Origin of the sequence: Sphingomonas sp. S-NIH.Pt3_0716 (genome assembly GCF_003950715.1) — a bacterium.
In the GTDB taxonomy this organism is placed as follows: domain Bacteria; phylum Pseudomonadota; class Alphaproteobacteria; order Sphingomonadales; family Sphingomonadaceae; genus Sphingobium; species Sphingobium yanoikuyae_A.
Window position 1 is genome coordinate 41,860 of record NZ_QLJK01000006.1, and the last position, 23,143, is coordinate 65,002.

Sequence of the window (23,143 nt, forward strand, 5' to 3'; positions counted from 1 at the left end):
GGCGGCCCTGTAGCAGAAAGCGGCGATAAAGCAAGTTTAGCGTTGGCTTATTGCACGCGCGTGACCTTATAGCCTTTCGCCTTGAGCAGATCGACGAGATTGTCCTTGCCGGTCAGGTGGCCGGCGCCCACGGCGATGAAGGGACGGCCCTTCAACTTGTCGACCGCGCCGACCCAGTCGCGGTTGCGCGCGGTCAGGATCGCGTCCTCGACCACCGGGTCGGGCTGCTCGCCATTCTGGTCCTCCTTGGCGATCGCCTCCATGTCGCCCTTGGCCCAGGCGCTCAGGATGCGATTATAGAGGGTCTTCATGTCCTTGGCTTCATGGATGGTCTGGATCAGCAGCTTGCGCTGCGCCGCTTCGGGCAGGCCGTCAAAGGCGCCGAACTGGCGCTCGACGGTTTCGAGGCCACCGATCGGCCGGCCCTTGAAGGCGGCGATCAGTACCGGCTCGACGCCATTTTCCTGGCTGACGTTCAGGCTTTCCTGCGATGCGGCGGACAGCAGCATGGCGGCCGCCCAGCTTTCATAGCCCGACAGTGCCTGCGCGCTGGTGCCGCCTTCCTTCACGATCCGGTCGAGTTCGGGGCGCTCGCCCGCCGGTACGCGCGCGTCGAGCGCGGGCAGGTTGGGGCTGCGGCCCATGCTCTCGAACAGGCCCAGCGTCTTTTGCTGGTCCTGCAGGTCGGCGGCCTCCAGCACCAGCTGGTCGGCATCCTTCCAGGCCTGCTTGATCGTCGGCGTCTGCCAGTCGACCCCTTCGGGCAGGGCATGGATGGTGCCGAAGATCCAGCCGTCCAGGCCTGCGCGTTCCACCCGCCACAGCGCTGGCCCTTGGCCGGCCTCGACCTTGGGGGCAGGGGGCTTCTGCTCGCTGCCGCACGCGGAGATAAGGGCAAGGCCGCAGAGGGCCAGAAAACGGATCATCCAGCTTGTCATGGCCTTATTCCCCCTGCTTCACGCGCGCGCTGGCGATGCCCAGCGTCTTCAACTGATCCTGCACGCTGCCCTTGCCGGCCAGATGGCCCGCGCCGACCGCGACGAAGACGGTGCCGGGCTGATCCAGTCGCGCCTTGATCCACTTGGCCCAATTGGCGTTGCGGTTGATCAGCAGCACCTGCGCCAGTTCCGGCGTGGCCTTGAGCGAATCATTCATCTCGTCCGCCAGCTTGTCCGGCTGGCCGGTCTGCCAGTGATTGAGCAGGGCGGCGAACTCGCCTTCCATGCCGTCCATGCCCTCGACCGTGGCGTTGAGGAACTGGACCTGCTGCGCCATCGGCAGGTCGGCGAAGAAATTGAGCTGCTGCTCCACCGTTTCCAGCGCGTCGACCTTCTTGCCGGCCTTCTCGGCCGCGGCGCGCAATATCTTCTCCGCGCCGATGTCGGACTGATAGCCCAGCTTCTGCAGCGGCGCGACCGACAGGATCATGCCCGCCATCCAGGGATTGAACGCCTCGAACGACTGCCATGGCACGCCGGCCGCCACCATCGCTGCGCGATATTTCTGCGCGGCATCGGGCGCGAGGCGGGTGGACAGGGCGACCCGGTCGGTCGCCATCGCCTTGCCCGCCATCATCTGCGCCATCTCGCCGGGATTCTCCGGCTCGATGATTTCCAGCACCAGTTCGTCCGACGCGTCGAACGCCTGCTTCACCCCGCCCTTGAACCAGTCGATCCCCGGCTTCAGCACATGGACGGTGCCGAACAGATAGATGGTCGTGTCGGCGTCCTTCACCTGCCACAGGGCAGGGGCGACGTTGGCAGCGATGTTGGCGGGTTCGCGGGCGGCGACGGGCTGGGTCTGGCCCCAGGCGCCGAGCAGCAAAAGTCCCGCGGCAAGCCAGCGGGACGGGAAAGCGGTCAGTCTCATATCCCTTCCATGCGGGCGCCGGGCGCGCAGGGCAAGCGGCTTAACCCTGTTCGACGCGGCTTTTCCTTGACCCTTGGCCCGCGCTGCGCCAAGGCGCGGCCGACCATAATCTGTCATTATTGCAAGGACCACCGGTGGCCGAGGGCAAAGCGCTTTCCTTCCAGGACCTCATTCTCACCCTGCACGCCTATTGGGGCAAGCAGGGTTGTGTCATTCTTCAGCCCTACGACATGGAAGTGGGGGCGGGTACGTTCCACCCGGCGACCACGCTGCGCAGCCTGGGCCCCAAGCCCTGGAACGCGGCCTATGTCCAGCCGAGCCGCCGTCCGACCGACGGCCGCTATGGCGAGAACCCGAACCGGCTGCAGCATTATTACCAATATCAGGTGATCATGAAGCCCAGCCCTGCCAACCTGCAGGAACTGTATCTGGGCAGCCTCCGGGAAATCGGCATCGATCCGCTGGTCCATGACATCCGCTTTGTCGAGGATGACTGGGAAAGCCCGACGCTCGGCGCCTGGGGCCTGGGCTGGGAAGTCTGGTGCGATGGCATGGAAGTCACCCAGTTCACCTATTTCCAGCAGATGGGCGGCTATGACTGCAAGCCGGTCGCGGGCGAGCTGACCTACGGCCTGGAACGCCTCGCCATGTATATTCAGGGCGTCGACAGCGTCTATGACCTGAAGTTCAACGACCAGGGCGTCACCTATGGCGATGTATTCCTGGAAAATGAGCGGCAGATGTCGAAATGGAATTTCGAGGTCGCCGACACCGAAAAACTGTTCCGCTGGTTCAAGGACTGCAAGGCCGAGTACGACCAGTGCATCGCCAATGATGTGCCGCTCGCGGCTTTCGAGCAGGCGATCAAGGCCAGCCACACCTTCAATCTGCTGCAGGCGCGCGGCGTGATCTCCGTGCAGGAGCGCGCCAGCTATATGGGCCAGGTCCGCGACATGGCGAAGGGTAGCTGCGAAGCGTGGATGAAGACCAACGGATGGACCGCCTGATGACCGATTTCCTCCTCGAACTGCGCTGCGAGGAAATTCCCGCGCGTATGCAATTGAAGGCGTCCGACGATCTGGCGCGCCTCTTCACCGAGGAACTGGCCAAGGCCGGGCTCAAGCCCGCGTCGATCGACAGCTTCGTCACGCCGCGCCGCCTGGCGCTTATCGCCCGCGACCTGCCGCTGGAAACCGCGGCGGTCAGCGAGGAATTCAAAGGCCCCCGCACCAGCGCCCCGGCGCAGGCGCTTGAAGGCTTTCTGCGCAAGACCGGCCTGACCCAGGATCAGCTGGAGGATCGCGACGGCGTCTGGTTCGCTGTGGTGAACAAGCCCAGCCGCGCCACCACCGACGTGCTGGCCGAAGCCGTGCCGGCGGTGATCCGCGCCTTCCCCTGGCCCAAGTCGATGCGCTGGGGCGCGGCCAGCGCCACCACCGAAAGCCTGCGCTGGGTCCGCCCGCTGCAGGGCATCATCGCGCTGCTCGACGGCGAGATCGTCCCGCTGTCGATCGAGGGGATCGAGGCTGGCCGCGAGACGGTGGGGCATCGCTTCCATTCGACCGGCGCCATCCGCATCGACGGTGCCGACGACTATGCCGACAAGCTGCGCGCCGCTTATGTCATCGTCTCGCATCAGGAGCGTCAGGCGATCATCGAGGCGAAGGCCGGCGAGGCCGCCGCGGCCAAGGGCTATAGCGTGATCGAGGACAAGGGCCTGGTCGCGGAGAATGCCGGCCTGACCGAATGGCCGGTGCCATTACTCGGCGATTTCGATCCGGAATTTCTTGAGGTTCCGCCTGAAGTCATTCAGCTAACCCTGCGTATCAACCAGAAATATTTCGTGCTGCGCGATGCAGCGGGCAAGCTGGCCCCGGCCTTCATCTGCACCGCCAATATCGAAGCGAAGGATGGCGGCGTGGCGATCGTCGCTGGTAACCGCAAAGTGCTGGCCGCGCGCCTCAGCGACGCCCGCTTCTTCTGGCAGCAGGACCGCAAGACCCCGCTCGCCGATCAGGCGCAGAAGCTCGACCGCATCACCTTCCATGAGAAGCTGGGCACCGTCGCCGACAAGGTGGCGCGCGTCGCCCAACTGGCCGAATGGTTGGCGAGCGAAGGTGTCGTGCCGAACTGCGACCCGGCGCTGGCGCGCCAGGCGGCGGAATTGTGCAAGGCGGACCTCGTCACCGAAATGGTCGGCGAATTCCCCGAATTGCAGGGGGTTATGGGCGGCTATTATGCCCGCGCCGAAGGCCTGCCCGATGCCGTCGCCGATGCGATCCGCGACCATTACAAGCCGGTCGGGCAGGGCGATGACGTCCCCACCGCGCCGGTGACGGTGGCGGTCAGCCTGGCGGACAAGCTGGATACGCTGCGCTCCTTCTTCGGTATCGATGAAAAGCCGACTGGTTCGCGTGACCCGTTCGCGCTGCGCCGTGCGGCGCTTGGCGTGATCCAGATCGTGACCGCCAATGGTCTGCGTATGCCTGTTGCAGAGGGCGACCTGCTCGACTTCTTCGCCGACCGCCTCAAGGTCCAGCAGAAGGAAGCCGGCGTTCGCCACGACCTGATCGACGCGGTGTTCGCGCTGGGCGGCGAGGACGACCTTGTCCGCCTGCTCGCCCGCGTGAAGGCGCTCCAGTCCTTCGTCGCGACCGATGATGGTGCCAATCTGCTCGCGGGCTACAAGCGCGCCGCCAATATCCTCAAGAAGGAAGGCGTGGAGCAGGCGGAGGCGATTTCGCTTTCCTATGAACCCGAAAAGGCGGAAGCTGATCTGATCGCTGCGCTCGACGCGGCGGAACCGCAGGCGGCACAGGCTGTCGCGGCCGAGGAGTTTGAGGGCGCCATGGCGGCGCTGGCGACGCTCCGTGCGCCGATCGACGCCTTCTTTGAGACCGTGACGGTGAATGATGCTGATCCGGCGAAGCGCACGACTCGCCTCGCGCTGCTGGCGCGGGTCCGTGATGCAGTGCACAATGTCGCCGACTTTTCGAAGATTACAGGATAAGGAAACGAAATTCCAAAATCTGCGGGAAATATGCGAAGTTAAGCGGGATAAGTCCTATCCCCTAATGGCTTGAGCCGCTAATTGCGGCATTATTATTGCAACGCACAACTCGGCAATCAGTGCAGGGAGAGCCGGTATATGGTTATGACGGAAGAGGCCCAGATGAGCACCACTTCGACGCGCTATGTTTATCGTTTCGGCGGTGGCGTGAACGACGGGGGCAAGGGCGACAAGAATCTGCTGGGCGGCAAGGGCGCGAACCTGGACGGCATGGCCGCGATCGGCCTGCCGGTGCCGCCGGGCTTCACCATCACCACCGAAATGTGCACCCGCTATTATACCGATGGCGGCGTCTATCCCGAGAGCCTGAAGGCGGAAGTCGCCAATGGCATCGCCCATATCGAGGCGGTTACCGGCAAGAAGTTCGGCGACGCGGCCGATCCGCTGCTGGTTTCGGTCCGCTCGGGCGCGCGCATCTCGATGCCGGGCATGATGGACACTGTCCTCAACCTCGGCCTCAATGACGAGACTGTGCTGGGCCTGGCCGCTGCATCGGGCGACGAGCGTTTCGCTTGGGACAGCTATCGCCGTTTCATCCAGATGTATTCGGACGTGGTGCTGGAACTCGATCATGGCGCATTCGAGGAAGCCCTTGAAATCGCCAAGGAAGATCAGGGCTACACGCTCGACACCGAAATGACCGCCGACGACTGGAAGGCGCTGGTTTCGGAATATAAGGCGCTGGTCGCCAAGCTCTGGAACAAGCCTTTCCCGCAGGATGTCGCCGACCAGCTCTGGGGTGCGATCTCGGCCGTGTTCGGCAGCTGGCAGGCGGACCGCGCCAAGGTCTATCGCCGCCTGAACTCGATCCCCGGCGACTGGGGCACGGCCGTCAATGTGCAGGCGATGGTGTTCGGCAATATGGGCGACACCTCGGCCACCGGCGTCGCCTTCACCCGCGATCCCGCGACCGGTGAGAATGCCTATTATGGCGAATATCTGATCAACGCTCAGGGCGAGGACGTCGTTGCCGGCATCCGCACGCCGCAGTACCTCACCAAGCAGGCGCGCGAGCGGGCAGGGGCCAAGCCGCTGTCGATGGAAGAGGCGATGCCCGAAACCTATGCCGAACTGGCACGGGTGTTCGACATCCTCGAAACCCATTATCGCGACATGCAGGACATCGAGTTCACGGTGCAGCAGGGCAAGCTCTGGATGCTCCAGACCCGTTCGGGCAAGCGCACGGCGAAGGCTGCGCTCAAGATCGCGGTTGAAATGGCCAATGAAGGCCTGATCTCGGAAGAAGAAGCCGTCGCTCGCGTCGATCCCGCTGCTCTCGACCAGCTTCTGCATCCGACCCTCGATCCCAAGGCGCCGCGCGATGTGCTGACCAAGGGCCTGCCCGCCTCGCCGGGCGCAGCCAGCGGCGCGATCGTGTTCGATGCCGACACCGCCGAGCGTCGCAACGAACTGGGCGACGCCGTCATCCTGGTCCGCGTCGAAACCAGTCCGGAAGATATTCACGGCATGCACGCGGCCAAGGGCATCCTGACGGCGCGGGGCGGCATGACCAGCCACGCCGCCGTGGTGGCGCGCGGCATGGGCCGTCCCTGCGTCTCGGGCGCGGGCAGCCTGTCGATCGACAATGCCAACAAGATCCTGCGCATCGGCAGCCGCGAGTTGAAGGAAGGCGATATCCTGACCATCGACGGCGCCACCGGCGAAGTCATGGCGGGTGAAGTGCCGACCGTGCAGCCCGAACTGGCCGGCGACTTCGGCATCCTGATGGCCTGGGCCGACAAGGTCCGTCGCCTGAAGGTGCGCGCCAATGCGGAAACCCCGCTCGACTGCCAGACCGCACGCGACTTCGGGGCCGAAGGCGTGGGCCTGTGCCGTACCGAGCATATGTTCTTCGACGCGGCCCGCATCACCGCCGTGCGCGAAATGATCCTGGCCGACAGTGAGAAGGGCCGCCGCGTCGCGCTCGACAAGCTGCTGCCCGAACAGCGTGACGATTTCGCGCAGATCTTCATGGTGATGGCCGGCCTGCCCGTGACCATCCGCCTGCTCGATCCGCCGCTCCACGAATTCCTGCCGCATGGCGAAGCGGAGTTCGAGGAAGTGGCCAAGGCGGCCGGCGTCGGTGTCGAGGCGCTGAAGCGTCGTGCCGCCGAACTGCATGAATTCAACCCGATGCTGGGCCATCGCGGTTGCCGCCTGGGCGTGACCTATCCCGAAATCTACGAGATGCAGGCCCGCGCCATCTTCGAAGCCGCGCTGATCGTGAAGGAACGGAGCGGCGAAGCGCCGATCCCGGAAGTCATGATCCCGCTCGTCGCGACGAAGAAGGAGCTGGAACTGATGAAGGCGATCGTCGATCAGGTCGCCAAGGACGTGTTCGCCGAGCAAGGCGCGTCGGTCGACTATCTGGTCGGCACGATGATCGAATTGCCGCGCGCGGCGCTCAAGGCCGGTGAGATTGCCGAGGTCGGAGAATTCTTCTCCTTCGGCACCAACGACCTCACCCAGACGACCATCGGCATTAGCCGTGACGACGCCGGCCGCTTCCTGACGCAATATGTCGACAAGGGCATCTTCGCCCGCGATCCGTTCGTCAGCATCGATGTGGAAGGCGTGGGTCAGCTCATCGAACTAGCGGCCGAACGCGGTCGGGCGACCCGTCCCGGCATCAAGCTCGGCATCTGCGGCGAACATGGCGGCGACCCGGCCTCGATCGCCTTCTGCGAGGCTACCGGCCTCGATTATGTCTCGGCCTCGCCCTATCGCGTGCCGATCGCCCGCCTCGCCGCGGCGCAGGCCGCGCTGGCGAAGAAGTAAGAGGAAAGGGCGGGAGGCAACTCCCGCCCTTTTCGTTTCAGGGGGTCAGGCCTGGCCGGTGAGGCGGCTCAGCAGGCCCGGCTTCTCGCCCCGTTCCAGATCGTGCGCCTGGCCGCGCCAGTCCTCATGCGCGATCGTGCCGGGCTTGAGCCCCAGGCGGGCTTCCAGCGTCGCTTCCTGCTCGCCATTCAGGGCCGCGATCTGACTATAGCGGTGATAGCCCGCCTCGTTGAGCGCGACCTCCTGCGTCTGGCTGATGCCGTTGATCCGGCTGAGGTCATCGCGGCCCTGCACGCCGCCGGCCACGGCGGTGGCCGTGCCGGGGCCGATCGGGGCGGACTGGCGCTCCAGTTCGGCGATCCGTTCATTGGCGGCATTCAGCCGCGCATCGCGATCCCGGATGGCATGGTGGTGGGCGCTTTGCTCCTCGCGCCACAGGCGCTTATATTTGCCCCGGCCGCTCATCATCAGGCCAAGCACCAGGCCGGCCAGCAGCGCCACCAACAGCAGCGCAATCTCATTGGGTGTGAAGCTCATGTCGGCATCCTTTCCAGCGTCGAAACGATCAGCCCGCCGGGAAGTTGCCGAAAACGCCCATGGTTCGGGCATTGTCGAAAAAAGTGAAAGAAAGTGCTTGCCAGCACCGCCGGACGCTTCTAACAGCGCCACTCCAATGCACCCGTAGCTCAGCTGGATAGAGCATCAGACTACGAATCTGAGGGTCGGACGTTCGAATCGTTCCGGGTGCACCATTTTCCTTCATCGCTGAACGATCGAACGCAACTCACTGTGGTTGCTTGAGATTTTGCCGCGTCAATCGGCATTGACGCCGGGCGCGATCTGGCGAAGCATCCCTATATGCGCACGACATTGGGCATCTGCACTCGCAAGGCACGCTATGCCACGGAGGAGGAGGCTTGGGCTGTCGCCCATCGGGCCGATATCGTCCTTCGCCCGTATCGCTGCGCGCTGTGCCGCCAATATCACCTGACCAGCCGGACCAAGGGCATGCGACTGCGGCCACCCTATCGGGAATGACCGATCGGAGGCCAAAGTGGCTTCCAGATTATTTTCCCTGCCGAAGTCAGCATGCTAGGATCATCGCATCGTTCGACATGCGGGGAATATCCATGGTCTGGATCGCACGCCTCCTTCTGTTCATCCCGTCGCTGATTGCGGGCTGGTTCGTGTCGCAGGAAGACCCGCGCTATTGGGTGATTGCGCTGGCGATCGGCCTCACTTTCCTGGCGCTGGGCATCATTGCCGCCATCTACATCCCGATTCTCCATCCCTGGCCGCGGCGCAAGCAATAGGCGGCGAGGGCCAAGTCCCGGAAATGCGGGCTTTTGTCGGTGATTTTCGCATAAATTTCACATTGATGATTTTTGGGGGTTGCCAGATCAGCCGGGCCCTTATATCTGCGCCTCCACAACGCACCCGTAGCTCAGCTGGATAGAGCATCAGACTACGAATCTGAGGGTCGGACGTTCGAATCGTTCCGGGTGCACCATTCCTTCACAGGAATAAAATGGGCCGGAAACCGCAAGGTTCCCGGCCCATTTGGCGTTTGGGAAATGGGCGCTCAGCCGAGCGCCAAGGCGACGATCGCGTCGATGTCCAGATGCTCTTCCAGCCGGGCGGCGATCGCATCCAGCGCCATGTCGACCGACTTATCATAATCCGCCATGCCGCCATCAGCGCCCAGCCGGGCAAGCAGGGCCGCGCGCAGCGGGCTGCTGGCGAGCAGGCCATGGACATAGGTGCCCATCACCCGGCCGTCAGCGCTGATTGCGCCGTCTGCATTGCTGCCAAGGCTTGCAAAAGGGCGGCCGCTGTCGGGGCCGGTCGTTTCGCCGATATGCATCTCATAGCCGCTAAAGACGGCGCCCAGCGCCACCCCGTCGACCCGTTCCAGCCGCTTGCCCGCCGACAGTCGCGTCTCGACGTCGAGTAGACCCAGGCCCTCGACCGTGCCGGCCGGCCCCTCGATGCCGTCAGGGTCGGCGATATGGCGCCCCAGCATCTGATATCCGCCGCAAATGCCCAGGATCGCGCCGCCGCGGCGATGATGCGCCAATATGTCGATGTCCCAGCCCTGCGCGCGCATGGCCGCCATGTCGGCGATCGTCGCCTTGGAGCCGGGCAGGACGATCAGCGCGGCCTCGGCCGGTATTGGCTGGCCGGGTGGCACCATGCGCAATTCCACGCCGGGATCGAGCTTGAACGGGTCGAGATCGTCGAAATTGGAAATGCGCGGCAGGATGGGGCAGGCGATGATGGTGCGCTCGGTTCCGGATTGTGCTGTCCGCTCCAGCACCACCGCATCCTCGCTGGGCAGGCGGGCGGTCGCCTCCAGCCAGGGTATAACACCAAAGCCGCGCCAGCCCGACAGCGCCTCGATCTGGCGATATCCATCCTCGAACAGCGCGGGGTCGCCCCGGAACTTGTTGATCAGGAAGCCACGGATCATCGCGGCATCGTCCGGGTCGATCACGGCCCTGGTGCCGACGATCGCCGCGATCACGCCGCCCCGGTCGATATCGCCGACCAGCAGCACCGGTACATCGGCGGCGCGGGCAAAGCCCATGTTCGCAATGTCGCCGGCGCGCAGGTTGATCTCGGCCGGCGATCCGGCGCCTTCGACCACGACGATGTCGCATTGCGCTTTCAGTCGCTCATAGCTTTCCAGCACGGCGCCCAGCAACTGCCCGCGAGCACTGCGGAAATTGCCGCTGCCCAATGTGCCGCGGACCTGGCCGTGGACGATCAACTGGGACGTCCGGTCGGCCTGGGGCTTCATCAGCACCGGGTTCATGTCGGTATGCGCCTCGACCTCACAGGCGATCGCCTGCAGCGCCTGTGCGCGGCCAATCTCGCCGCCGTCCACGGTGACGGCGGCATTGTTCGACATATTCTGTGGCTTGAATGGCCGGACGCGATACCCCCGGCGGAGCAGGGCGCGGCATAGCCCCGCCACCAGCACCGATTTGCCGACGTCCGATCCGGTTCCCTGCAGCATGATTGCGCCCATGGCCTGTTCCTGCAAGCCGGCGGCAATGATGGCAAGGGTTTAGAGTCTGTTTGGAAATGCGCCTCTGGCGCATCCGCACCGGCCCGCACCCCCACCCGGCCACCCATCAGGATACCATGTCTGGGCGGCCGGGTGGGGGTGCGGGCCGGTGCCGCATTGAAAATGCGCGTTCCCGCGCATTTTCCAGACAGGTTCTTAGCGCATCAGGCGACCAGCGTCGGCATCCCGCAGCGCATCTGGTGGACCTTGACCGTCGCGGTGCCCAGCTTCACGCCAAGGATGGCGGTGAGGTTGCTCAGCAGGTCGTCCAGGATGGGTGCAGTCGTACCCAGCAAGCCGGCAACAGGTGAAATCAGGGGGCTGAGCGGCAGTTGCAGCCCGGCGAGCGTCACCGTGACCTTGGTCTGGTTGGCCAGGCTGGAGGCGACCCCCTGGGTCAGATCCTGGGTGCTGACGGTCTTGCTCTGCTTCCCGGAAATATCGCTGGGCGTGAACAGCACATTCTGCTGGGTCACGCCGCCCAGCGCGATATTGGCATAGGCATGGACCTGGGTCAGCGATCCGAGGACCGACGCCAAAGTCGCGGTGCGCGGATTGGCGGGCGTCGAGAAATTGGTGAGCGCGGCTTCATCGACGTCACCGATCACCGCCGTGCCGATCGACGGCTTGACCGCCAGCGTCACGCCATTGTTGATGGCACCCTGATCGCAGACGATATTCGACAATTGCGCTTCGGCCGATGCCAGTTCGACATAGAGCGGGATGCGGATCGTCGCGATCCCGGTGAGCAGAGTGCCTACCCGGCTTTCGAGGAAGATGCGGGTCTGCGCCGTGCGCAAAATGAAATTCTTGTCATTGGTGATGCTGATCAGGGGCGTGCTGGCCTGGCCGGTGCCGGTGATGAGCTTCAGCCGCGTACTGGTCAGGCCCGGAACGTTCAGGGTCAGGTCCAGCGGCACCGCGGTCGAGGATGGCGGGCTCAGCACCATGCGCAGCATCGAGAAGGAGTCTAGCAGCAGGCTGGGCTGGCCGGTCGAACTGCCGGTCCCCTTCATCGGACCCAGATCGATGACATCGCTGAGGCGAACGCTCTTGCCCGGCAGCTTGCCGCCGATATTGCGGAGCAGGGCGGCCGTGCCGCTATTGTCCGCGGTGTCGGCAATGGCGCCGATGACGTCGGACAAAGGAATATTGGCACCGAACAACTCGCCATAGGCAGCATCATTGCGGCCGGTGCGGACCTTGAGCGCGTCGGCGAAATGGAGCAGGTCGACGTTCAGGTTGGCCAGCCCCTGATAGTCCATGACCGACAGATTGAGTTCCGTTCCTGCAAGGGCCGACAGCAGCATGTTGGGAAGGCCGCCGCTGAGCGAGGCAAGACCGGTGCCGATGGAGAAGGCTGCCGCGTCGGAGCGGGCGGCTGTGGCATGGGCGCGCACATCGACGCCATCCTTGCCGACCAGCAGGCGGCCGAAGAAGAGGGGGGTGCGGCGCTGGACCTGGACCTGGATCGCGCTGGCGCGCGGGTCGCCCGATACGAAGCGATTGCCGACCGCGACTGCACTGTTCTGGTCATAATAGCCGGTCTGGACCGCCACCAGGGACACGCCAGGCACGCCGCTCTTGGTCAGCAAGGCTTCGGCGGCAGATCGCCCGCCACTGCTGGCCGCCAGCGCGGCGGCATCGGCCACGCCCTGTAACTGGCGCTTGGCGAGATAGACCGATCCCAGGTCGACGGCGACCGTGGCGGCGCCGGCGAGCATGAACAGTGATCCCGCCAACAGAACGCTGATGCCGCCGCGCTTGTCGACGAGCAGGCGGCGCATGCGCTTGTGCGGCTGGCTCATGATGCAATCCGCACAACGGCGCTCCGCTGGATCTGGGCAGCGGGCATCGGGAAGATGGCGGCGGAAAAGAAGGGCGCGTTGCTGAGATTATAGGTCAGGGTGACCGTATAATAACCGCTATTGGAATTGGCGGCGACGCCGATTGTCTGCGCGCCCGGCAGCGGAAAGGATGGGCGGCTGGCATTGACGCTTTCGTCGACCAGCGCCCGTCGTTCGGTCGCGGTCATGCCGGCCACGGCCGCGCGTGCCGCGTCATTGGCTGCCTGCTGCAGGCTATGGGCGGTCATCAACCAGCCGCCATAGAGCAGGATGCCTAGCAACAGGACGATCATCAGGGGGAGGGCGAAGGCGGCTTCGACAAGCACGCTGCCACGCTCATGACGGGACATGGCCTGGCCCAGTCGGGCGAGGCGAAGCACCGCATGGAGAGGAGGGTTCCGCATGTCACTCCAATAAAGGCGCAACATTCAAAAAGCGGTATGCGAAATTCGCGCACATTTTGTGCGAATTGTGTAAATCCGATGCGGCGTTTTCGGGGCTTTTCGGACATTTTGGGGTGATACTGAACGCTCTACACGGACAAATCCGCTACGACCGCTGGATTTTACATCATTGGGAACCGGCTTGGTCGTTTTCGCTCAAGCAGGGCGGGGTCATTACTAGCACGACACCCTCCGTTCCGTAGGTGCCGCGCAGTTGAACGAGGGCGCCCTCCATAGGAAGCAAGGCGCCGCCATTGGTGAGCAGATGGGCCTGGACGCGGCGGTCGCCCTCGCCGCGCAGCACGGCTTCCAGTTCCTGGCGGAAATGCGGTCGCTGTGGCAGGGCGATGAGGTCGGTCATATAGGCGTTGATCAGGCGGGCTTCGGGGAGCCCGACCAGGGTGCAGATGGTGGCATCGACATATTCGATGAAACCCCGGTTGGAGAGACGGGCATAACCGACGCCGCCATGGATGCCCATCGCCTTAAGGATGGCCGATTTGACGTCGGCCAGGCGATGGCGCTGCACGTCGGACGTGATGTCGCGCAGCAGCAGGCCGATCCCGTCTGCGAAGGGAAAGGTTTCGACGTGGAGCCAGCTATCGTCGCGGAAGGGGGAGGGAATATCCGCAGCGCTGATTTCGCCGGACACCTGGCTGTGCCGGGCATGCGCCTCGGTCAGTGTGCCGACCAGTTCTGGCAGCGCATCCCACAGCATCTGCCCTTCCAGCCGGCGGTCCCAGCGCCGTGCCATGGCCAGTGCGACCGGATTGATCAGGTCGATGCGAAAATCGGCGCGGCACAGGATCAGTCCCTGGGCCATGCGCACCGCCAGTTCGCGCAATCGATCGGGATTTTGATCGAACTCGTCCTGGCTGGCGAGCGCCTTGAACCGGTCCAGCCCCATGAAGACATGGGTTTCGCGGCCATGATGGGTTATCAGCAGGGGGTGTCGCGCGCCGATCTCGCGCCAATGGGCGAAGTTGCGGACCAGTTCCGCAGCGGTGACACTCCTGTCGCTTATGTCGTCCGGCATGGTTGACCCTCTCCCAAATCTGGGTGCAGGCACAAAGACCCTCACCAACGGGTGGCGGCTACGTAATATCCCTTATGTGCGGCGAACTGGTGTTGCTTTGCGAGCAATGGTTATCAGGCAGTATCAAGCGCCGTAACTGCGCTGGAGTTCCAGGGCATCGAGCATTTTTCCGCCCGCCATGAAGACGGCACCGGAGCAGGCGAGGGCGAGCAACTGGCCGCCGACGCCGGGATATTGATCCATATAGACGACGCCGCGCTCGCTGGCGCCCAGTGCGAGCGCGTAGATCACGAGGAAAGCCTCGAACTTGGTCTTGATCGTGAAGAGGCGTTTGATCCGTTCCATCAGACTCATCCGAGGCTTTCGTCCATCTTCTAAGGCATTAAGTCGCCCGAAAGTTGCAAATGGTCAACAAGGCTTAACCATGATTGTTCGATCCGGGCAATAAGGCGCGTGTCGGACAGGTCGTCGGGCGCAATGGTTTCAGGCCAATAGTCCGAAACGATGCGGGCGATTTCATCCAGGCGCGGCTCATCGACCAGGAAACGCGGGTCGATATCCTTTGGATCCGCGACCACGCGCAGGCGCAGGCAGGCGGGGCCGCCGCCATTGGCCATCGACTGACGCACATCGACGGGAACGAGGCGGCGGATCGGGCCATTGCCGGCGATCATCTGTTCCAGCCAGGTCCATACCGCCGGCACGGCCTGTGCCTCGCTTGGCAGGATCAGCGCCATGGTGCCATCGGGCAGGGTGACGAACTGCGCGTTGAACAAATAGCTCTTGATCGCGTCGGCCAGGCTGACGGCACTGGCGGGCACTTCGACGATCTCCACCGACGGCAACAGCGTGCGCAGCGAGGCGTAGAAGGCCTGCTTGTCGGCAAAGGCCTGTTCATGGGTGAAGAGGACGCGTTCATTGGCGACGGCGACGACGTCATTGTGGAAGGCGCCGGCAGCAATTGCCTCCTGCGACTGCTGCACGAACAGGGTGCGGGCCGGATCGAGGCCGTGGATGCGGGCGACGGCCTTGCTCGCCTCGACATGCTGGCGGGCGGGGAAGGGGCCGCCCGACTGGCCATAAACGAAGACCTCGATGCCCGGCGCGCCATGGCTGTCGCACAACCGCATATGATTAGCCGCGCCTTCGTCGCCAAAGGGCGCGGGAATGGGGCCATGCACCGCAAAGGCACGGGTGTCGGAAAAGGCGAGGCGCAGTTGCGCCAGGGTCTGGGGCCATTCATGGCTGCGATGCGCCATGGTGACGAGATTGGCGACGGTCAGGTGGGTGCGTCCGTCGGCGGTATCGGCGGCGGGTGAAACGGTCGCGGCATTGGCGGCCCACATGGACGAGGCCGACATGGCGGCAGCGCGGATGTGCGGATCGGCATTGCTGATGTCGGTGCCCAGGGTCGCGAGCCAAGCGCCGTCAGGACGCCATTGCGGCAGGAAAATACCCTGGGCGAGGCCGAGGCGCAGATTGCCGCGCATCTTCTCTATCCCCTGCAGGGCTGCGGCGCGGGGGTGCGACACCGCGCCGGCATTGCGGGACGAGGCCAGATTGCCAAGGCTGAGGCCGGCATAATTATGGCTCGGGCCGACCAGCCCGTCGAAATTGATCTCGCGCACGCTCATGCCCGCCCCGCCATGGTGAATGCCTGTCCGACGTCCAGTTGCAGCAGCGCGGCGCTGGCCGCGTCGAGCGAGATGCTGCCATCCTCGCCCTCCTGCACATAGCCATAGGTGCAGCGATAGTCGGCGAGCAGGCCGGTCGACACCAGCATCTTGTCGCCGCCCTTGTCATGGGTGGCGGCCAAGGTGACGTCGCGTGCCTGGGCCACGGTACGGAGCTGGTCGATCTGGCCCACCATGGTCGGGCCACCGTCGAAAATGTCGACATAGCCGGCATTGGTGAAGCCCTCGGTCTCCAGCATCCGCATCGCTGCGCGGCCATTGGGATGGGGCAGGCCGATCACCGCGCGGGCGCTGTCGGTCAGCATTGCGGTGTAGATCGGCGTCTTGGGCATCAGGTCGGCGATGAACTGGTTGCCGTTGACGGCGTTGAACTCGTCGGCCTCCTGGAAATTCATGCCGAAGAAGCGGCCGGCAAGACCGTCCCAGAAGGGGGAGCCGCCCGCTTCGTCGATCACGCCGCGCAGTTCGGCAATCACCCGGTCGCCGAAGCGGTCGCGATGGTTGCGGATATAGAGATAGCGGCTGCGGGCGAGCAGCAGGCCAAGTCCCTCGGCCCGTTCGCGCGGGTGGAGGAAGAGGCCGCCAACCTCGGTCGATCCTTCCAGATCGGTCGTGAGCGAGAGCATCTGCGCGCGGAAGGTGCGGGCCAGTTCGCGGCTATGCTGGGTCAGCACGCCCAGGCGATAGGAATAGAAGGGCCAGCTCTGCCCCACCGTGCTGAAAATTTGGCAGGTGCCGCGCACTTGGCCGGTCTGCGCATTGACCAGCACAAGGACGATCAGATCGTCCTTGATCCCGCCATCCTGCCGGCTGAGCGCCTGTTCGGTGCGCTCCAGCTTGGCGGTCAGCGCGGCGCGATCGGGCGGCAGGTTGGTGAAGCCACCCCCGGTCAGCTTCGCCATTTCATACAGGGTCTGCAGATCGTCCGCTCGCGCGGTGCGCATGTAGAAACTCAAAAGGCGGTCCTCTCTCTCAATATTGTCCTTGGGCGATCCGCAGCAGCGCCAGCGCGGACAGTTGCGCGCGCTCGGCCAGGCTGTCGCTGATCAGAAATTCGGCGTCGCTGTGGATGCTGCCGCCGCGCACGCCCATGGTATCGACCACCGGGACGCCGCAGGCCGCGATGTTGTTGCCGTCGCACACGCCGCCGGTGTCGCGCCAGCTGATATCGAGGCCGAGGTCCGCGCCGCAGCGCCTGACCAGGCCGAACAGCCGCTCGGCCTTGGCGTCCATGGGCTTGGGCGGGCGACCAAAGCCGCCATGGAGATGCAGGCTGACGCCATGATCGCGGGCGACATCGGCCATGGCTCGATCCAGCAGGGCACGGGCCGCGATTTCGTCGTCCTGCGTGCGCGGGCGGAAATTGACCCGCAGCACGGCATGGTCGGGCACGACATTATTGGGGCTGCCGCCGTCGATCTTGGCAGGATTGCAGGAAAAGCCGCTGCCGCTGCCGGCCTTCAGCCGCAGCGCGAGATCGGCGGCCGCGAGCAGGGCATTGCGGCCATCGTCGGGGTTGCGGCCGGCGTGGGCGCTGAGGCCGGTGACGATGATCGAGAAATTGCCGCTGCCCGCCCGCGCGCCGGCCAGCGTGCCATCGGGCAGGGCCGGTTCATAGGTGAAGGCGGCGCGCTTGCCGGCAGCTGCCTGGCGGAGCAGGGCAGCGGAAGAGGGGCTGCCGACTTCCTCGTCGCTGTTGATCACCACCTGATAGCCAAGCGTCCGGGCCACTTCGCTAAGCTCGACTGCAGATAGGGCGGCGAGCATGACGGCAATGCCGCCCTTCATGTCGGCGACGCCGGGGCCGTTGAGAATGCCGGGTTCCAGCCAGCGAAGCCTCTGAAATGGATGATCGACCGGGAAAACCGTATCCATATGGCCCGTCAGCAGCAGCTGGACCGGCGCATCGGGGCGGACGGTCAGGCGAAGATGCTGGCCATGGCGGATCACCGATATCCGGCCATCGGGCGCCACGGTTTCGACCGGATCGGGTTCGATCAGGTCGATTGCACCGGGCAGCGCCGAAAAGGCGTCGGCGAGCGTGGAGGCCATGGCGGCGAGCCCGGTCAGGTTGCGCGATCCGCTGTTGATGCTGGCCCATGCCTCGACCTGTGCCAGCATTGGCGCGGCGGCGGCCTGTTCCAACAGGGCGGTTTCAGGGGCTGTTACGGGCGGGTGGATGCCGTTCATCCCGGAGGTCTATCAGAGCGCGGGCGCCTGCTCCACCCCGATCAGAAATCGTAGCTGAGGGTCAGGCGGCTGAGCGTGTCGAAGTCGCGCGCGGACAGCAGGGTCTCCGATTCATACTGCACCGTATAGGACAGGCCAGCGGACAGGCGGGTGCTCACCTTGGTTTGCAACTGTGTCAGAGAATTGACGGAAAATACGTCAGTTTCTGCGTAACCTGCAGCGGTCTGCTTGAAGGTGACATTGGGCGCCAGACGCCAGGCCAGGTCCATAGATGCACGCGCGCCCAGCTTGGTTTCGCGCGGCCCGATCACATATTTGGCATGACGGACGGACGGGCCCAAGTCTAGCGACAGGTCGATCGGCTTGCTGACGATCACCTTGTAACCGATACCGGCCGAGGCGGTGTAGCGCTCGTCATAGCCGATCGAGGGATCGCGTTCGAACTGGGTCAGGCCATAGGCGAAACCGCGCGGGTCGAACTGATAGCGCGGTTCATAGCTGGCGGTGTAGCGTTCGCGCGAGGTGACGCCATTGGCGCGGCGATAATCCACCGTGGCGCTCAGCTTATGGCTCCATTCCAGCCCTTCGCGCTTGACCTGCGCCGCGGCGCTGATGCCGATTTCGCTGGTCGAACCGGTCGAGCGGAAGCCGCCGGCTTCCAGCTTGCCTGTCCATAATTCGGTGAAGCGCGCCTCGCGAATCACCGTATCATGGGTCGCCTTGGTCCGTTCCTTCCAACTGTTGACCATCTGCTGGATCTGGTCGGCCGATTGCGGATTGGTCTGCTTGGCGATCTTGGCGACGGTCGCGATTTCCGTCTCATTGCCATTGGCAATTGCCGCCTCCAGCATCTCGCGGACGGATGGCGGCAGCAGCGCAGGCGCATTGGCCCAGGCCTGGGTGACAAAGAGGAAGGGCAGGATAGCCAGACAGTGACGCATGCCGCTGTCATAGCGAACCGACCGGGGATTTTAAGCCCCCATCAGATCAAGTCGTGGAATTCCTGCAATATGTCGCGGTAAAGCTTGCGCTTGAACGGCACGATCAGTTCCGGCAGCGTTTCGGGCGCGGCCCATTTCCATTCCCGGAATTCGGGATGCTTGGTCTGGATGTCGATATGGCTGTCCTTGCCCAGGAAGCGGGCGAGGAACCAGATCTGGCGCTGGCCACGATATTTGCCGCCCCACAGCTTGCCGATCAGTTCAGGCGGCAGATCATAGAAATGCTCGTCGCGGCTCTTGGCGATGATCTCGACATGTTCGGGCGTGATCCCGGTCTCTTCGCCCAGTTCGCGCAGCGCTGCCGTTTTGGCGTCTTCGCCTTCGTCGATCCCGCCCTGTGGCATCTGCCAGGCTTCCACGACATTATCGAGGCGCTGACCCACGAAGACCTTGCCCGCCATGTTGACCAGCATGATCCCGACGCACGGTCGGTAATTCAGTTCTGCATTATCTGGCATCGACGCCATGTCTTCCCCTGCATCGCTGCAGCCATGGCCGGTTGACGACCCATGGCTAGTGTATTGGGTTCCAGAATAGGCGGCGGTGATGCGCGCGTCCATTGGCCGAATCGACATTCATCGGATTTGCCGGGCATCTCCCGGAAGGGCGCGGAAAATTCATTTGGAACCGGGGTGCTAGGCAGGCATTGGGCGGTCATGCCTTCCCCCATCATCATCTGGTTCCGCCAGGATCTGCGCCTATCGGATCAGGCGGCGCTCGCCGCCGCCGCGCAGGCCGGCCCGGTCATTCCGCTCTATATCCTTGACGATGAAAGCCCGCGCCAATGGGCGATGGGTGGCGCATCCCGCTGGTGGCTGCATCACAGCCTCGCCAGCCTGGACGAGCGACTGAGGGCCAAGGGATCGCGATTGATCCTGCGGCGCGGACGCTGCGCCGATGTGCTGGCGCAGGTGGCACAGGAAAGTGGCGCGCAGGTCGTTCATGCGATCCGCCATCATGAGCCCTGGTGGCGTAACGCCGAGAAGGCGGTGGCGAGGCAGATCGACCTGCGGCTTCATGACGGCGGACTGCTATTGCCAGTGGAGGCGGTGCGGACGGGTGGCGGGACGCCCTATCGCATCTACACGCCCTTTTCTCGCGCGGTGATGCTGCACATGCCACCCGCGCCACCACAGCCCGCGCCGCAGCGGATCGAGGCGCCATCGCACTGGCCGGACAGCGACAGGCTGGAAGGCTGGAACTTGTTGCCGCGCGACCCGGACTGGGCGAGCGGCTTCCCTGCCGACTGGTCGCCGGGCGAAGAGGGGGCAAAGCGCTATCTCGACAGTTTTCTAGGAGAAGTCGGTGACTATGCGGTCGCGCGCGATTTGCCGTCGCAGGAAGGAACGTCCCGCCTGTCCCCGCATCTCCATTTCGGGGAGATTTCGCCGGCCAAGGTCTGGCATCGGGTGGCGCAGGTGCCGGGGGACGCGACCGTCTATCTGAAGGAACTGATCTGGCGCGACTATGCGCATAATCAGGTCTGGGCCTTGCCGACCTATGGATCGGAAAATGCCCAGCCCGCCTTCGATGCCATGCACTGGCGCGATCTGCGCGAGGCGCGAGGCGACTGGACGGCGTGGAAACAGGGGCGGACCGGCTATCCGATCGTCGATGCCGGCATGCGCCAGCTCTGGCAGACGGGTTGGATGCACAATCGGGTGCGGATGATCGCGGCCAGTTTCCTCATCAAGCATCTGCTGATCGACTGGCGCCATGGCGCACGCTGGTTCTGGGACACGCTGGTCGACGCGGATTATGCCAATAACAGCGTCAACTGGCAGTGGGTGGCGGGCAGCGGCGTCGACGCCAATCTCTTCACCCGGATCATGGCGCCGCTGACCCAGTCGGATAAATTCGATGCTGCCGATTATATCCGCCAATGGGTGCCGGAATTGGCCGATCTGGACGATCGCGTCATCCATGATCCGGATTTTCATGGGGTTAGGCCATCATCCTATCCCGAAAAGCGGATCGGCCATCGCGAGGGGCGTGAGCGTGCGCTGACGGCCTATCGCCAGATGAAGGGGTGATTGCAGCGACGCGCGGCATGGGGCAGAAAGAGGCCCGATGAATGCAGTCGACCCCCGTCGCGGCAAGGCCGCATTGTCGATCCGGCGCCCCCCGGCAGAGCGGACGCCGGGATGGCGGGCGCGCCTGCTCGCGCCACTTTTCCATCGCATGCTCGATCGCATCGACCAGGGACTGGAGCAGGGCTCGCTGGATGCGACTTTGCCGGACGGCTCGCGCCGGCTATTGGGCGGGCGGGGGCCGGGGTTCGACTGTGTCGTGGACCTGGTCGACTGGCGCGCCTTGGTGCGACTGGCGATGGGTGGCTCGGCGGGCTGGTATCGCGCCTGGGCGGCGGGCGAGTGGCGCAGTGCCGATCCGGTGCCGCTCTTCGCGCTGTTCATGGCCAACGCCGTATCGCTGGGGCGCGTTGCTCGGCCCCATGGACCGGCTCGTTGGGCAGGACGATTGTTGCACTGGGCGCGGCGGAACAACCGTAACGGCTCGCGCCGGAACATCGCCTTTCATTATGATCTGGGCAATGATTTCTACGGCCTGTGGCTGGACCGGAACATGCATTATTCCAGTGCCTTGTTCCTCAATCCTGAGGATCGGATCGAAAACCTGGAGCGGGCGCAGCAGCGCAAGGTGGAGGCTCTGCTGGAACGGCTTGACCTGCGCGACGGACAGGCGCTGCTGGAAATCGGATGCGGCTGGGGCGGCCTCGCGGAACAGGCGATGGAACGCTGCGCCATCCGATATGACGGGCTGACCCTGTCGGTGGAGCAGGCTGATTATGCGCGCGACCGGCTGGGGTCCGGCGCGCAGATCCACCTGACCGATTATCGCGACGCACAGGGGCAATATGACGCCATCGCCAGCGTGGAGATGGTGGAGGCGGTGGGCCAGCATTATTGGCCCGACTATCTGGATGCGGTCGCACGCCTGCTGAAACCCGGCGGGCGCGCCGCGATCCAATATATTTTGATCGACGATGCGATCTTCGATCATTATGCGCGCGGCGCCGACTTCATCCAGACCTACATCTTCCCCGGCGGCATGCTGATATCCGAAAGTCGTTTTCGGGCCTTGGCGCAGGAACGCGGGCTGGAATGGCGCGACGTGCGCCGCTTTGGCGACCATTATGCCGAAACACTGCGCCGCTGGCGCGAGCGGTTCGATCGGGCGATCGACGAAGGGCGATTGCCGGCCAGTTTCGACCAGCATTTCGTCGGCTTGTGGCGCTATTATCTGATGTATTGCGAAGGCGGTTTCCGGGGCGGCACCATCGATGTCGCCCAGGTCACGCTGGTGAAGCCGGCCGCTTAACCCTCGACGCGCAGGCGGTGGCCGTTCGGCGCATCGCTCAGCACCAGATCATGGATGGCCCTGGCGACCGTCTCCGGCCCCTTGAGCGTTGCCGGATCCTCGCCGGGGAAGGCGCGGGCGCGCATCGCGGTGCGGGTGGCGCCGGGGTCGACGATGTGGGTGCGGATGGCGGAGATGTTCTTCATCTCCTCGCCATAGGCGCCGACCAGCGTTTCGAGCGCAGCCTTGGACGCGCCATAGGCGCCCCAATAGGCGCGCGGCGTGGCGCCGACCGAGGATGTCAGCGCGATCACCCGCGCATCGGCGCTGGCCCGCAGCATCGGATCGAAGGCTGCGATCAGCGCCTGGGGGGCGGCAATGTTGAGCATCAGCAGCCGGGCAAATTCCTTGGCATCGATTGCGGGAACCGATGCCAGCGACCCGAGCGTCGCGGCGTTGAGGACGAGGATGTCGAGTGCCTTCCAGCGACCCGAAATGGCCTGGGCCAGGCGGCCGATGCTTTCGCCGTCGATCAGGTCGAGCGGTGCGATGGTGGCGCTGCCGCCGGCCTGATGAATGCGATCTTCCACCTCTTCCAGTCCGCCGCTGGTGCGCGCGGTCAGGATCACATGGGCGCCGGCTGCGGCCAGTGCCTCTGCCGTCGCGGCGCCGATGCCTCGGCTGGCGCCGGTGACGAGCGCAAGTTTTCCGAACAGCGGCAAGGTATCAGACATCGGCTCTCCGTTCGCCCCGACCGATGCCGGGTGTCGTCGTGGGAAAAGGAAAGGGCGGGGTCGTGCGACCCCGCCCGGTCGGGCCTTGCCCGG

General features: G+C 64.5%; 21 protein-coding genes and 2 tRNA genes. 9 read left to right on the top strand and 14 right to left on the bottom strand.

Going from position 1 to position 23,143, the window contains the following annotated elements:
* Positions 1-47: 47 nt before the first annotated feature.
* On the bottom strand, positions 48-938 hold the full coding sequence (locus BRX37_RS06200; protein ID WP_125985934.1) for a TraB/GumN family protein: 891 nt from the start codon (positions 936-938) through the stop codon (positions 48-50).
* 4 nt (positions 939-942) lie between these two features.
* Positions 943-1,869, bottom strand: coding sequence for a TraB/GumN family protein (locus BRX37_RS06205; protein WP_125985935.1), 927 nt, complete (start codon positions 1,867-1,869; stop codon positions 943-945).
* A 134-nt stretch (positions 1,870-2,003) separates the two neighbouring features.
* Between BRX37_RS06205 and BRX37_RS06210 the strand changes: the two genes are divergently transcribed.
* The 3 genes from BRX37_RS06210 to ppdK all read left to right on the top strand — a co-directional run bounded on the left by BRX37_RS06210 (position 2,004) and on the right by ppdK (position 7,717).
* Positions 2,004-2,876: a glycine--tRNA ligase subunit alpha gene (locus tag BRX37_RS06210; protein WP_004207307.1), complete on the top strand. Its 873-nt coding sequence runs from the start codon at positions 2,004-2,006 to the stop codon at positions 2,874-2,876.
* Positions 2,876-4,879, top strand: a complete 2,004-nt coding sequence (gene glyS / locus BRX37_RS06215) for a glycine--tRNA ligase subunit beta (protein ID WP_125985936.1) — start codon at positions 2,876-2,878, stop codon at positions 4,877-4,879. Before BRX37_RS06210 ends, glyS begins: the two co-directional genes overlap by 1 nt.
* A gap of 138 nt (positions 4,880-5,017) precedes the next feature.
* Complete coding sequence (gene ppdK, locus BRX37_RS06220; RefSeq protein WP_125985937.1) at positions 5,018-7,717, top strand: pyruvate, phosphate dikinase; 2,700 nt, start codon at positions 5,018-5,020, stop codon at positions 7,715-7,717.
* A 45-nt stretch (positions 7,718-7,762) separates the two neighbouring features.
* On the opposite strand, the gene BRX37_RS06225 is transcribed toward ppdK, so the two are convergent.
* A complete protein-coding gene (locus BRX37_RS06225) occupies positions 7,763-8,254 on the bottom strand; it encodes a hypothetical protein (RefSeq protein ID WP_125985938.1) in 492 nt (163 codons plus the stop codon).
* A gap of 138 nt (positions 8,255-8,392) precedes the next feature.
* Here BRX37_RS06225 and BRX37_RS06230 point away from each other — a divergent pair.
* From BRX37_RS06230 to BRX37_RS06245, 4 genes are all read left to right on the top strand, one after another.
* Positions 8,393-8,469, top strand: a tRNA-Arg gene (locus tag BRX37_RS06230).
* Positions 8,470-8,575: 106 nt separating this feature from the next.
* A complete protein-coding gene (locus BRX37_RS06235) occupies positions 8,576-8,755 on the top strand; it encodes a hypothetical protein (protein ID WP_125985939.1) in 180 nt (59 codons plus the stop codon).
* Positions 8,756-8,847: 92 nt separating this feature from the next.
* Positions 8,848-9,030, top strand: a complete 183-nt coding sequence (locus BRX37_RS06240; RefSeq protein WP_004207302.1) for a hypothetical protein — start codon at positions 8,848-8,850, stop codon at positions 9,028-9,030.
* A 120-nt stretch (positions 9,031-9,150) separates the two neighbouring features.
* Positions 9,151-9,227: transfer RNA gene (locus tag BRX37_RS06245), tRNA-Arg, on the top strand.
* Between the two features lie 72 nt (positions 9,228-9,299).
* Here BRX37_RS06245 and BRX37_RS06250 read toward each other — a convergent pair.
* The 10 genes from BRX37_RS06250 to BRX37_RS06295 all read right to left on the bottom strand — a co-directional run bounded on the left by BRX37_RS06250 (position 9,300) and on the right by BRX37_RS06295 (position 19,465).
* Positions 9,300-10,748 carry a cobyric acid synthase gene (locus BRX37_RS06250; protein WP_125985940.1) on the bottom strand — a complete coding sequence of 483 codons (1,449 nt, stop codon included), beginning with the start codon at positions 10,746-10,748 and terminating at the stop codon, positions 9,300-9,302.
* Positions 10,749-10,951: 203 nt separating this feature from the next.
* The gene (locus BRX37_RS06255; RefSeq protein WP_125985941.1) at positions 10,952-12,595 is read right to left on the bottom strand and encodes a TadG family pilus assembly protein; all 1,644 of its coding nucleotides are present in this window, start codon (positions 12,593-12,595) and stop codon (positions 10,952-10,954) included.
* Positions 12,592-13,038, bottom strand: coding sequence for a TadE/TadG family type IV pilus assembly protein (locus BRX37_RS06260; protein ID WP_037506839.1), 447 nt, complete (start codon positions 13,036-13,038; stop codon positions 12,592-12,594). The genes BRX37_RS06255 and BRX37_RS06260 overlap by 4 nt, the downstream gene beginning before the upstream one ends.
* Positions 13,039-13,204: 166 nt before the next feature.
* Positions 13,205-14,113 carry a histidine kinase gene (locus BRX37_RS06265; RefSeq protein ID WP_010337851.1) on the bottom strand — a complete coding sequence of 303 codons (909 nt, stop codon included), beginning with the start codon at positions 14,111-14,113 and terminating at the stop codon, positions 13,205-13,207.
* Positions 14,114-14,236: 123 nt separating this feature from the next.
* Positions 14,237-14,458 carry a hypothetical protein gene (locus BRX37_RS06270; RefSeq protein ID WP_125985942.1) on the bottom strand — a complete coding sequence of 74 codons (222 nt, stop codon included), beginning with the start codon at positions 14,456-14,458 and terminating at the stop codon, positions 14,237-14,239.
* Positions 14,459-14,487: 29 nt separating this feature from the next.
* The gene (locus BRX37_RS06275; RefSeq protein ID WP_125985943.1) at positions 14,488-15,747 is read right to left on the bottom strand and encodes an N-succinylarginine dihydrolase; all 1,260 of its coding nucleotides are present in this window, start codon (positions 15,745-15,747) and stop codon (positions 14,488-14,490) included.
* Positions 15,744-16,763: an arginine N-succinyltransferase gene (locus BRX37_RS06280; protein ID WP_037506629.1), complete on the bottom strand. Its 1,020-nt coding sequence runs from the start codon at positions 16,761-16,763 to the stop codon at positions 15,744-15,746. Before BRX37_RS06280 ends, BRX37_RS06275 begins: the two co-directional genes overlap by 4 nt.
* A 16-nt stretch (positions 16,764-16,779) precedes the next feature.
* Positions 16,780-17,997 carry a hydrolase gene (locus tag BRX37_RS06285; protein ID WP_125985944.1) on the bottom strand — a complete coding sequence of 406 codons (1,218 nt, stop codon included), beginning with the start codon at positions 17,995-17,997 and terminating at the stop codon, positions 16,780-16,782.
* 41 nt (positions 17,998-18,038) lie between these two features.
* On the bottom strand, positions 18,039-18,938 hold the full coding sequence (locus tag BRX37_RS06290; protein WP_125985945.1) for a DUF481 domain-containing protein: 900 nt from the start codon (positions 18,936-18,938) through the stop codon (positions 18,039-18,041).
* A gap of 41 nt (positions 18,939-18,979) precedes the next feature.
* Entirely contained in the window at positions 18,980-19,465 is a 486-nt protein-coding gene (locus tag BRX37_RS06295; protein WP_069337025.1) for an RNA pyrophosphohydrolase, read from the bottom strand.
* A 189-nt stretch (positions 19,466-19,654) separates the two neighbouring features.
* Here BRX37_RS06295 and BRX37_RS06300 point away from each other — a divergent pair, with 189 nt between their 5' ends.
* Both BRX37_RS06300 and BRX37_RS06305 read left to right on the top strand, forming a co-directional pair.
* Positions 19,655-21,031 carry a cryptochrome/photolyase family protein gene (locus tag BRX37_RS06300; protein ID WP_125985946.1) on the top strand — a complete coding sequence of 459 codons (1,377 nt, stop codon included), beginning with the start codon at positions 19,655-19,657 and terminating at the stop codon, positions 21,029-21,031.
* A gap of 37 nt (positions 21,032-21,068) precedes the next feature.
* Positions 21,069-22,337 (top strand): SAM-dependent methyltransferase, encoded by a 1,269-nt coding sequence (locus BRX37_RS06305; RefSeq protein ID WP_125985947.1) that lies wholly within the window; start codon positions 21,069-21,071, stop codon positions 22,335-22,337.
* Here BRX37_RS06305 and BRX37_RS06310 read toward each other — a convergent pair.
* Positions 22,334-23,050, bottom strand: coding sequence for an SDR family NAD(P)-dependent oxidoreductase (locus tag BRX37_RS06310; RefSeq protein ID WP_037506635.1), 717 nt, complete (start codon positions 23,048-23,050; stop codon positions 22,334-22,336). The two genes, BRX37_RS06305 and BRX37_RS06310, sit on opposite strands and share 4 nt — an antisense overlap.
* Between the last annotated feature and the right edge of the window lie 93 nt (positions 23,051-23,143).

What these genes read in the sequence shown, in the direction of transcription:
- BRX37_RS06200 (WP_125985934.1), bottom strand. Translation starts at nt 938, where the DNA reads ATGACAAGCTGGATGATCCGTTTTCTGGCCCTCTGCGGCCTTGCCCTT.
- BRX37_RS06205 (WP_125985935.1), bottom strand. Translation starts at nt 1,869, where the DNA reads ATGAGACTGACCGCTTTCCCGTCCCGCTGGCTTGCCGCGGGACTTTTG.
- glyS (WP_125985936.1), top strand. Translation starts at nt 2,876, where the DNA reads ATGACCGATTTCCTCCTCGAACTGCGCTGCGAGGAAATTCCCGCGCGT.
- ppdK (WP_125985937.1), top strand. Translation starts at nt 5,018, where the DNA reads ATGGTTATGACGGAAGAGGCCCAGATGAGCACCACTTCGACGCGCTAT.
- BRX37_RS06225 (WP_125985938.1), bottom strand. Translation starts at nt 8,254, where the DNA reads ATGAGCTTCACACCCAATGAGATTGCGCTGCTGTTGGTGGCGCTGCTG.
- BRX37_RS06235 (WP_125985939.1), top strand. Translation starts at nt 8,576, where the DNA reads ATGCGCACGACATTGGGCATCTGCACTCGCAAGGCACGCTATGCCACG.
- BRX37_RS06240 (WP_004207302.1), top strand. Translation starts at nt 8,848, where the DNA reads ATGGTCTGGATCGCACGCCTCCTTCTGTTCATCCCGTCGCTGATTGCG.
- BRX37_RS06250 (WP_125985940.1), bottom strand. Translation starts at nt 10,748, where the DNA reads ATGGGCGCAATCATGCTGCAGGGAACCGGATCGGACGTCGGCAAATCG.
- BRX37_RS06255 (WP_125985941.1), bottom strand. Translation starts at nt 12,595, where the DNA reads ATGAGCCAGCCGCACAAGCGCATGCGCCGCCTGCTCGTCGACAAGCGC.
- BRX37_RS06260 (WP_037506839.1), bottom strand. Translation starts at nt 13,038, where the DNA reads ATGCGGAACCCTCCTCTCCATGCGGTGCTTCGCCTCGCCCGACTGGGC.
- BRX37_RS06265 (WP_010337851.1), bottom strand. Translation starts at nt 14,113, where the DNA reads ATGCCGGACGACATAAGCGACAGGAGTGTCACCGCTGCGGAACTGGTC.
- BRX37_RS06270 (WP_125985942.1), bottom strand. Translation starts at nt 14,458, where the DNA reads ATGGAACGGATCAAACGCCTCTTCACGATCAAGACCAAGTTCGAGGCT.
- BRX37_RS06275 (WP_125985943.1), bottom strand. Translation starts at nt 15,747, where the DNA reads ATGAGCGTGCGCGAGATCAATTTCGACGGGCTGGTCGGCCCGAGCCAT.
- BRX37_RS06285 (WP_125985944.1), bottom strand. Translation starts at nt 17,997, where the DNA reads ATGAACGGCATCCACCCGCCCGTAACAGCCCCTGAAACCGCCCTGTTG.
- BRX37_RS06290 (WP_125985945.1), bottom strand. Translation starts at nt 18,938, where the DNA reads ATGCGTCACTGTCTGGCTATCCTGCCCTTCCTCTTTGTCACCCAGGCC.
- BRX37_RS06295 (WP_069337025.1), bottom strand. Translation starts at nt 19,465, where the DNA reads ATGGCGTCGATGCCAGATAATGCAGAACTGAATTACCGACCGTGCGTC.
- BRX37_RS06300 (WP_125985946.1), top strand. Translation starts at nt 19,655, where the DNA reads ATGCCTTCCCCCATCATCATCTGGTTCCGCCAGGATCTGCGCCTATCG.
- BRX37_RS06305 (WP_125985947.1), top strand. Translation starts at nt 21,069, where the DNA reads ATGAATGCAGTCGACCCCCGTCGCGGCAAGGCCGCATTGTCGATCCGG.
- BRX37_RS06310 (WP_037506635.1), bottom strand. Translation starts at nt 23,050, where the DNA reads ATGTCTGATACCTTGCCGCTGTTCGGAAAACTTGCGCTCGTCACCGGC.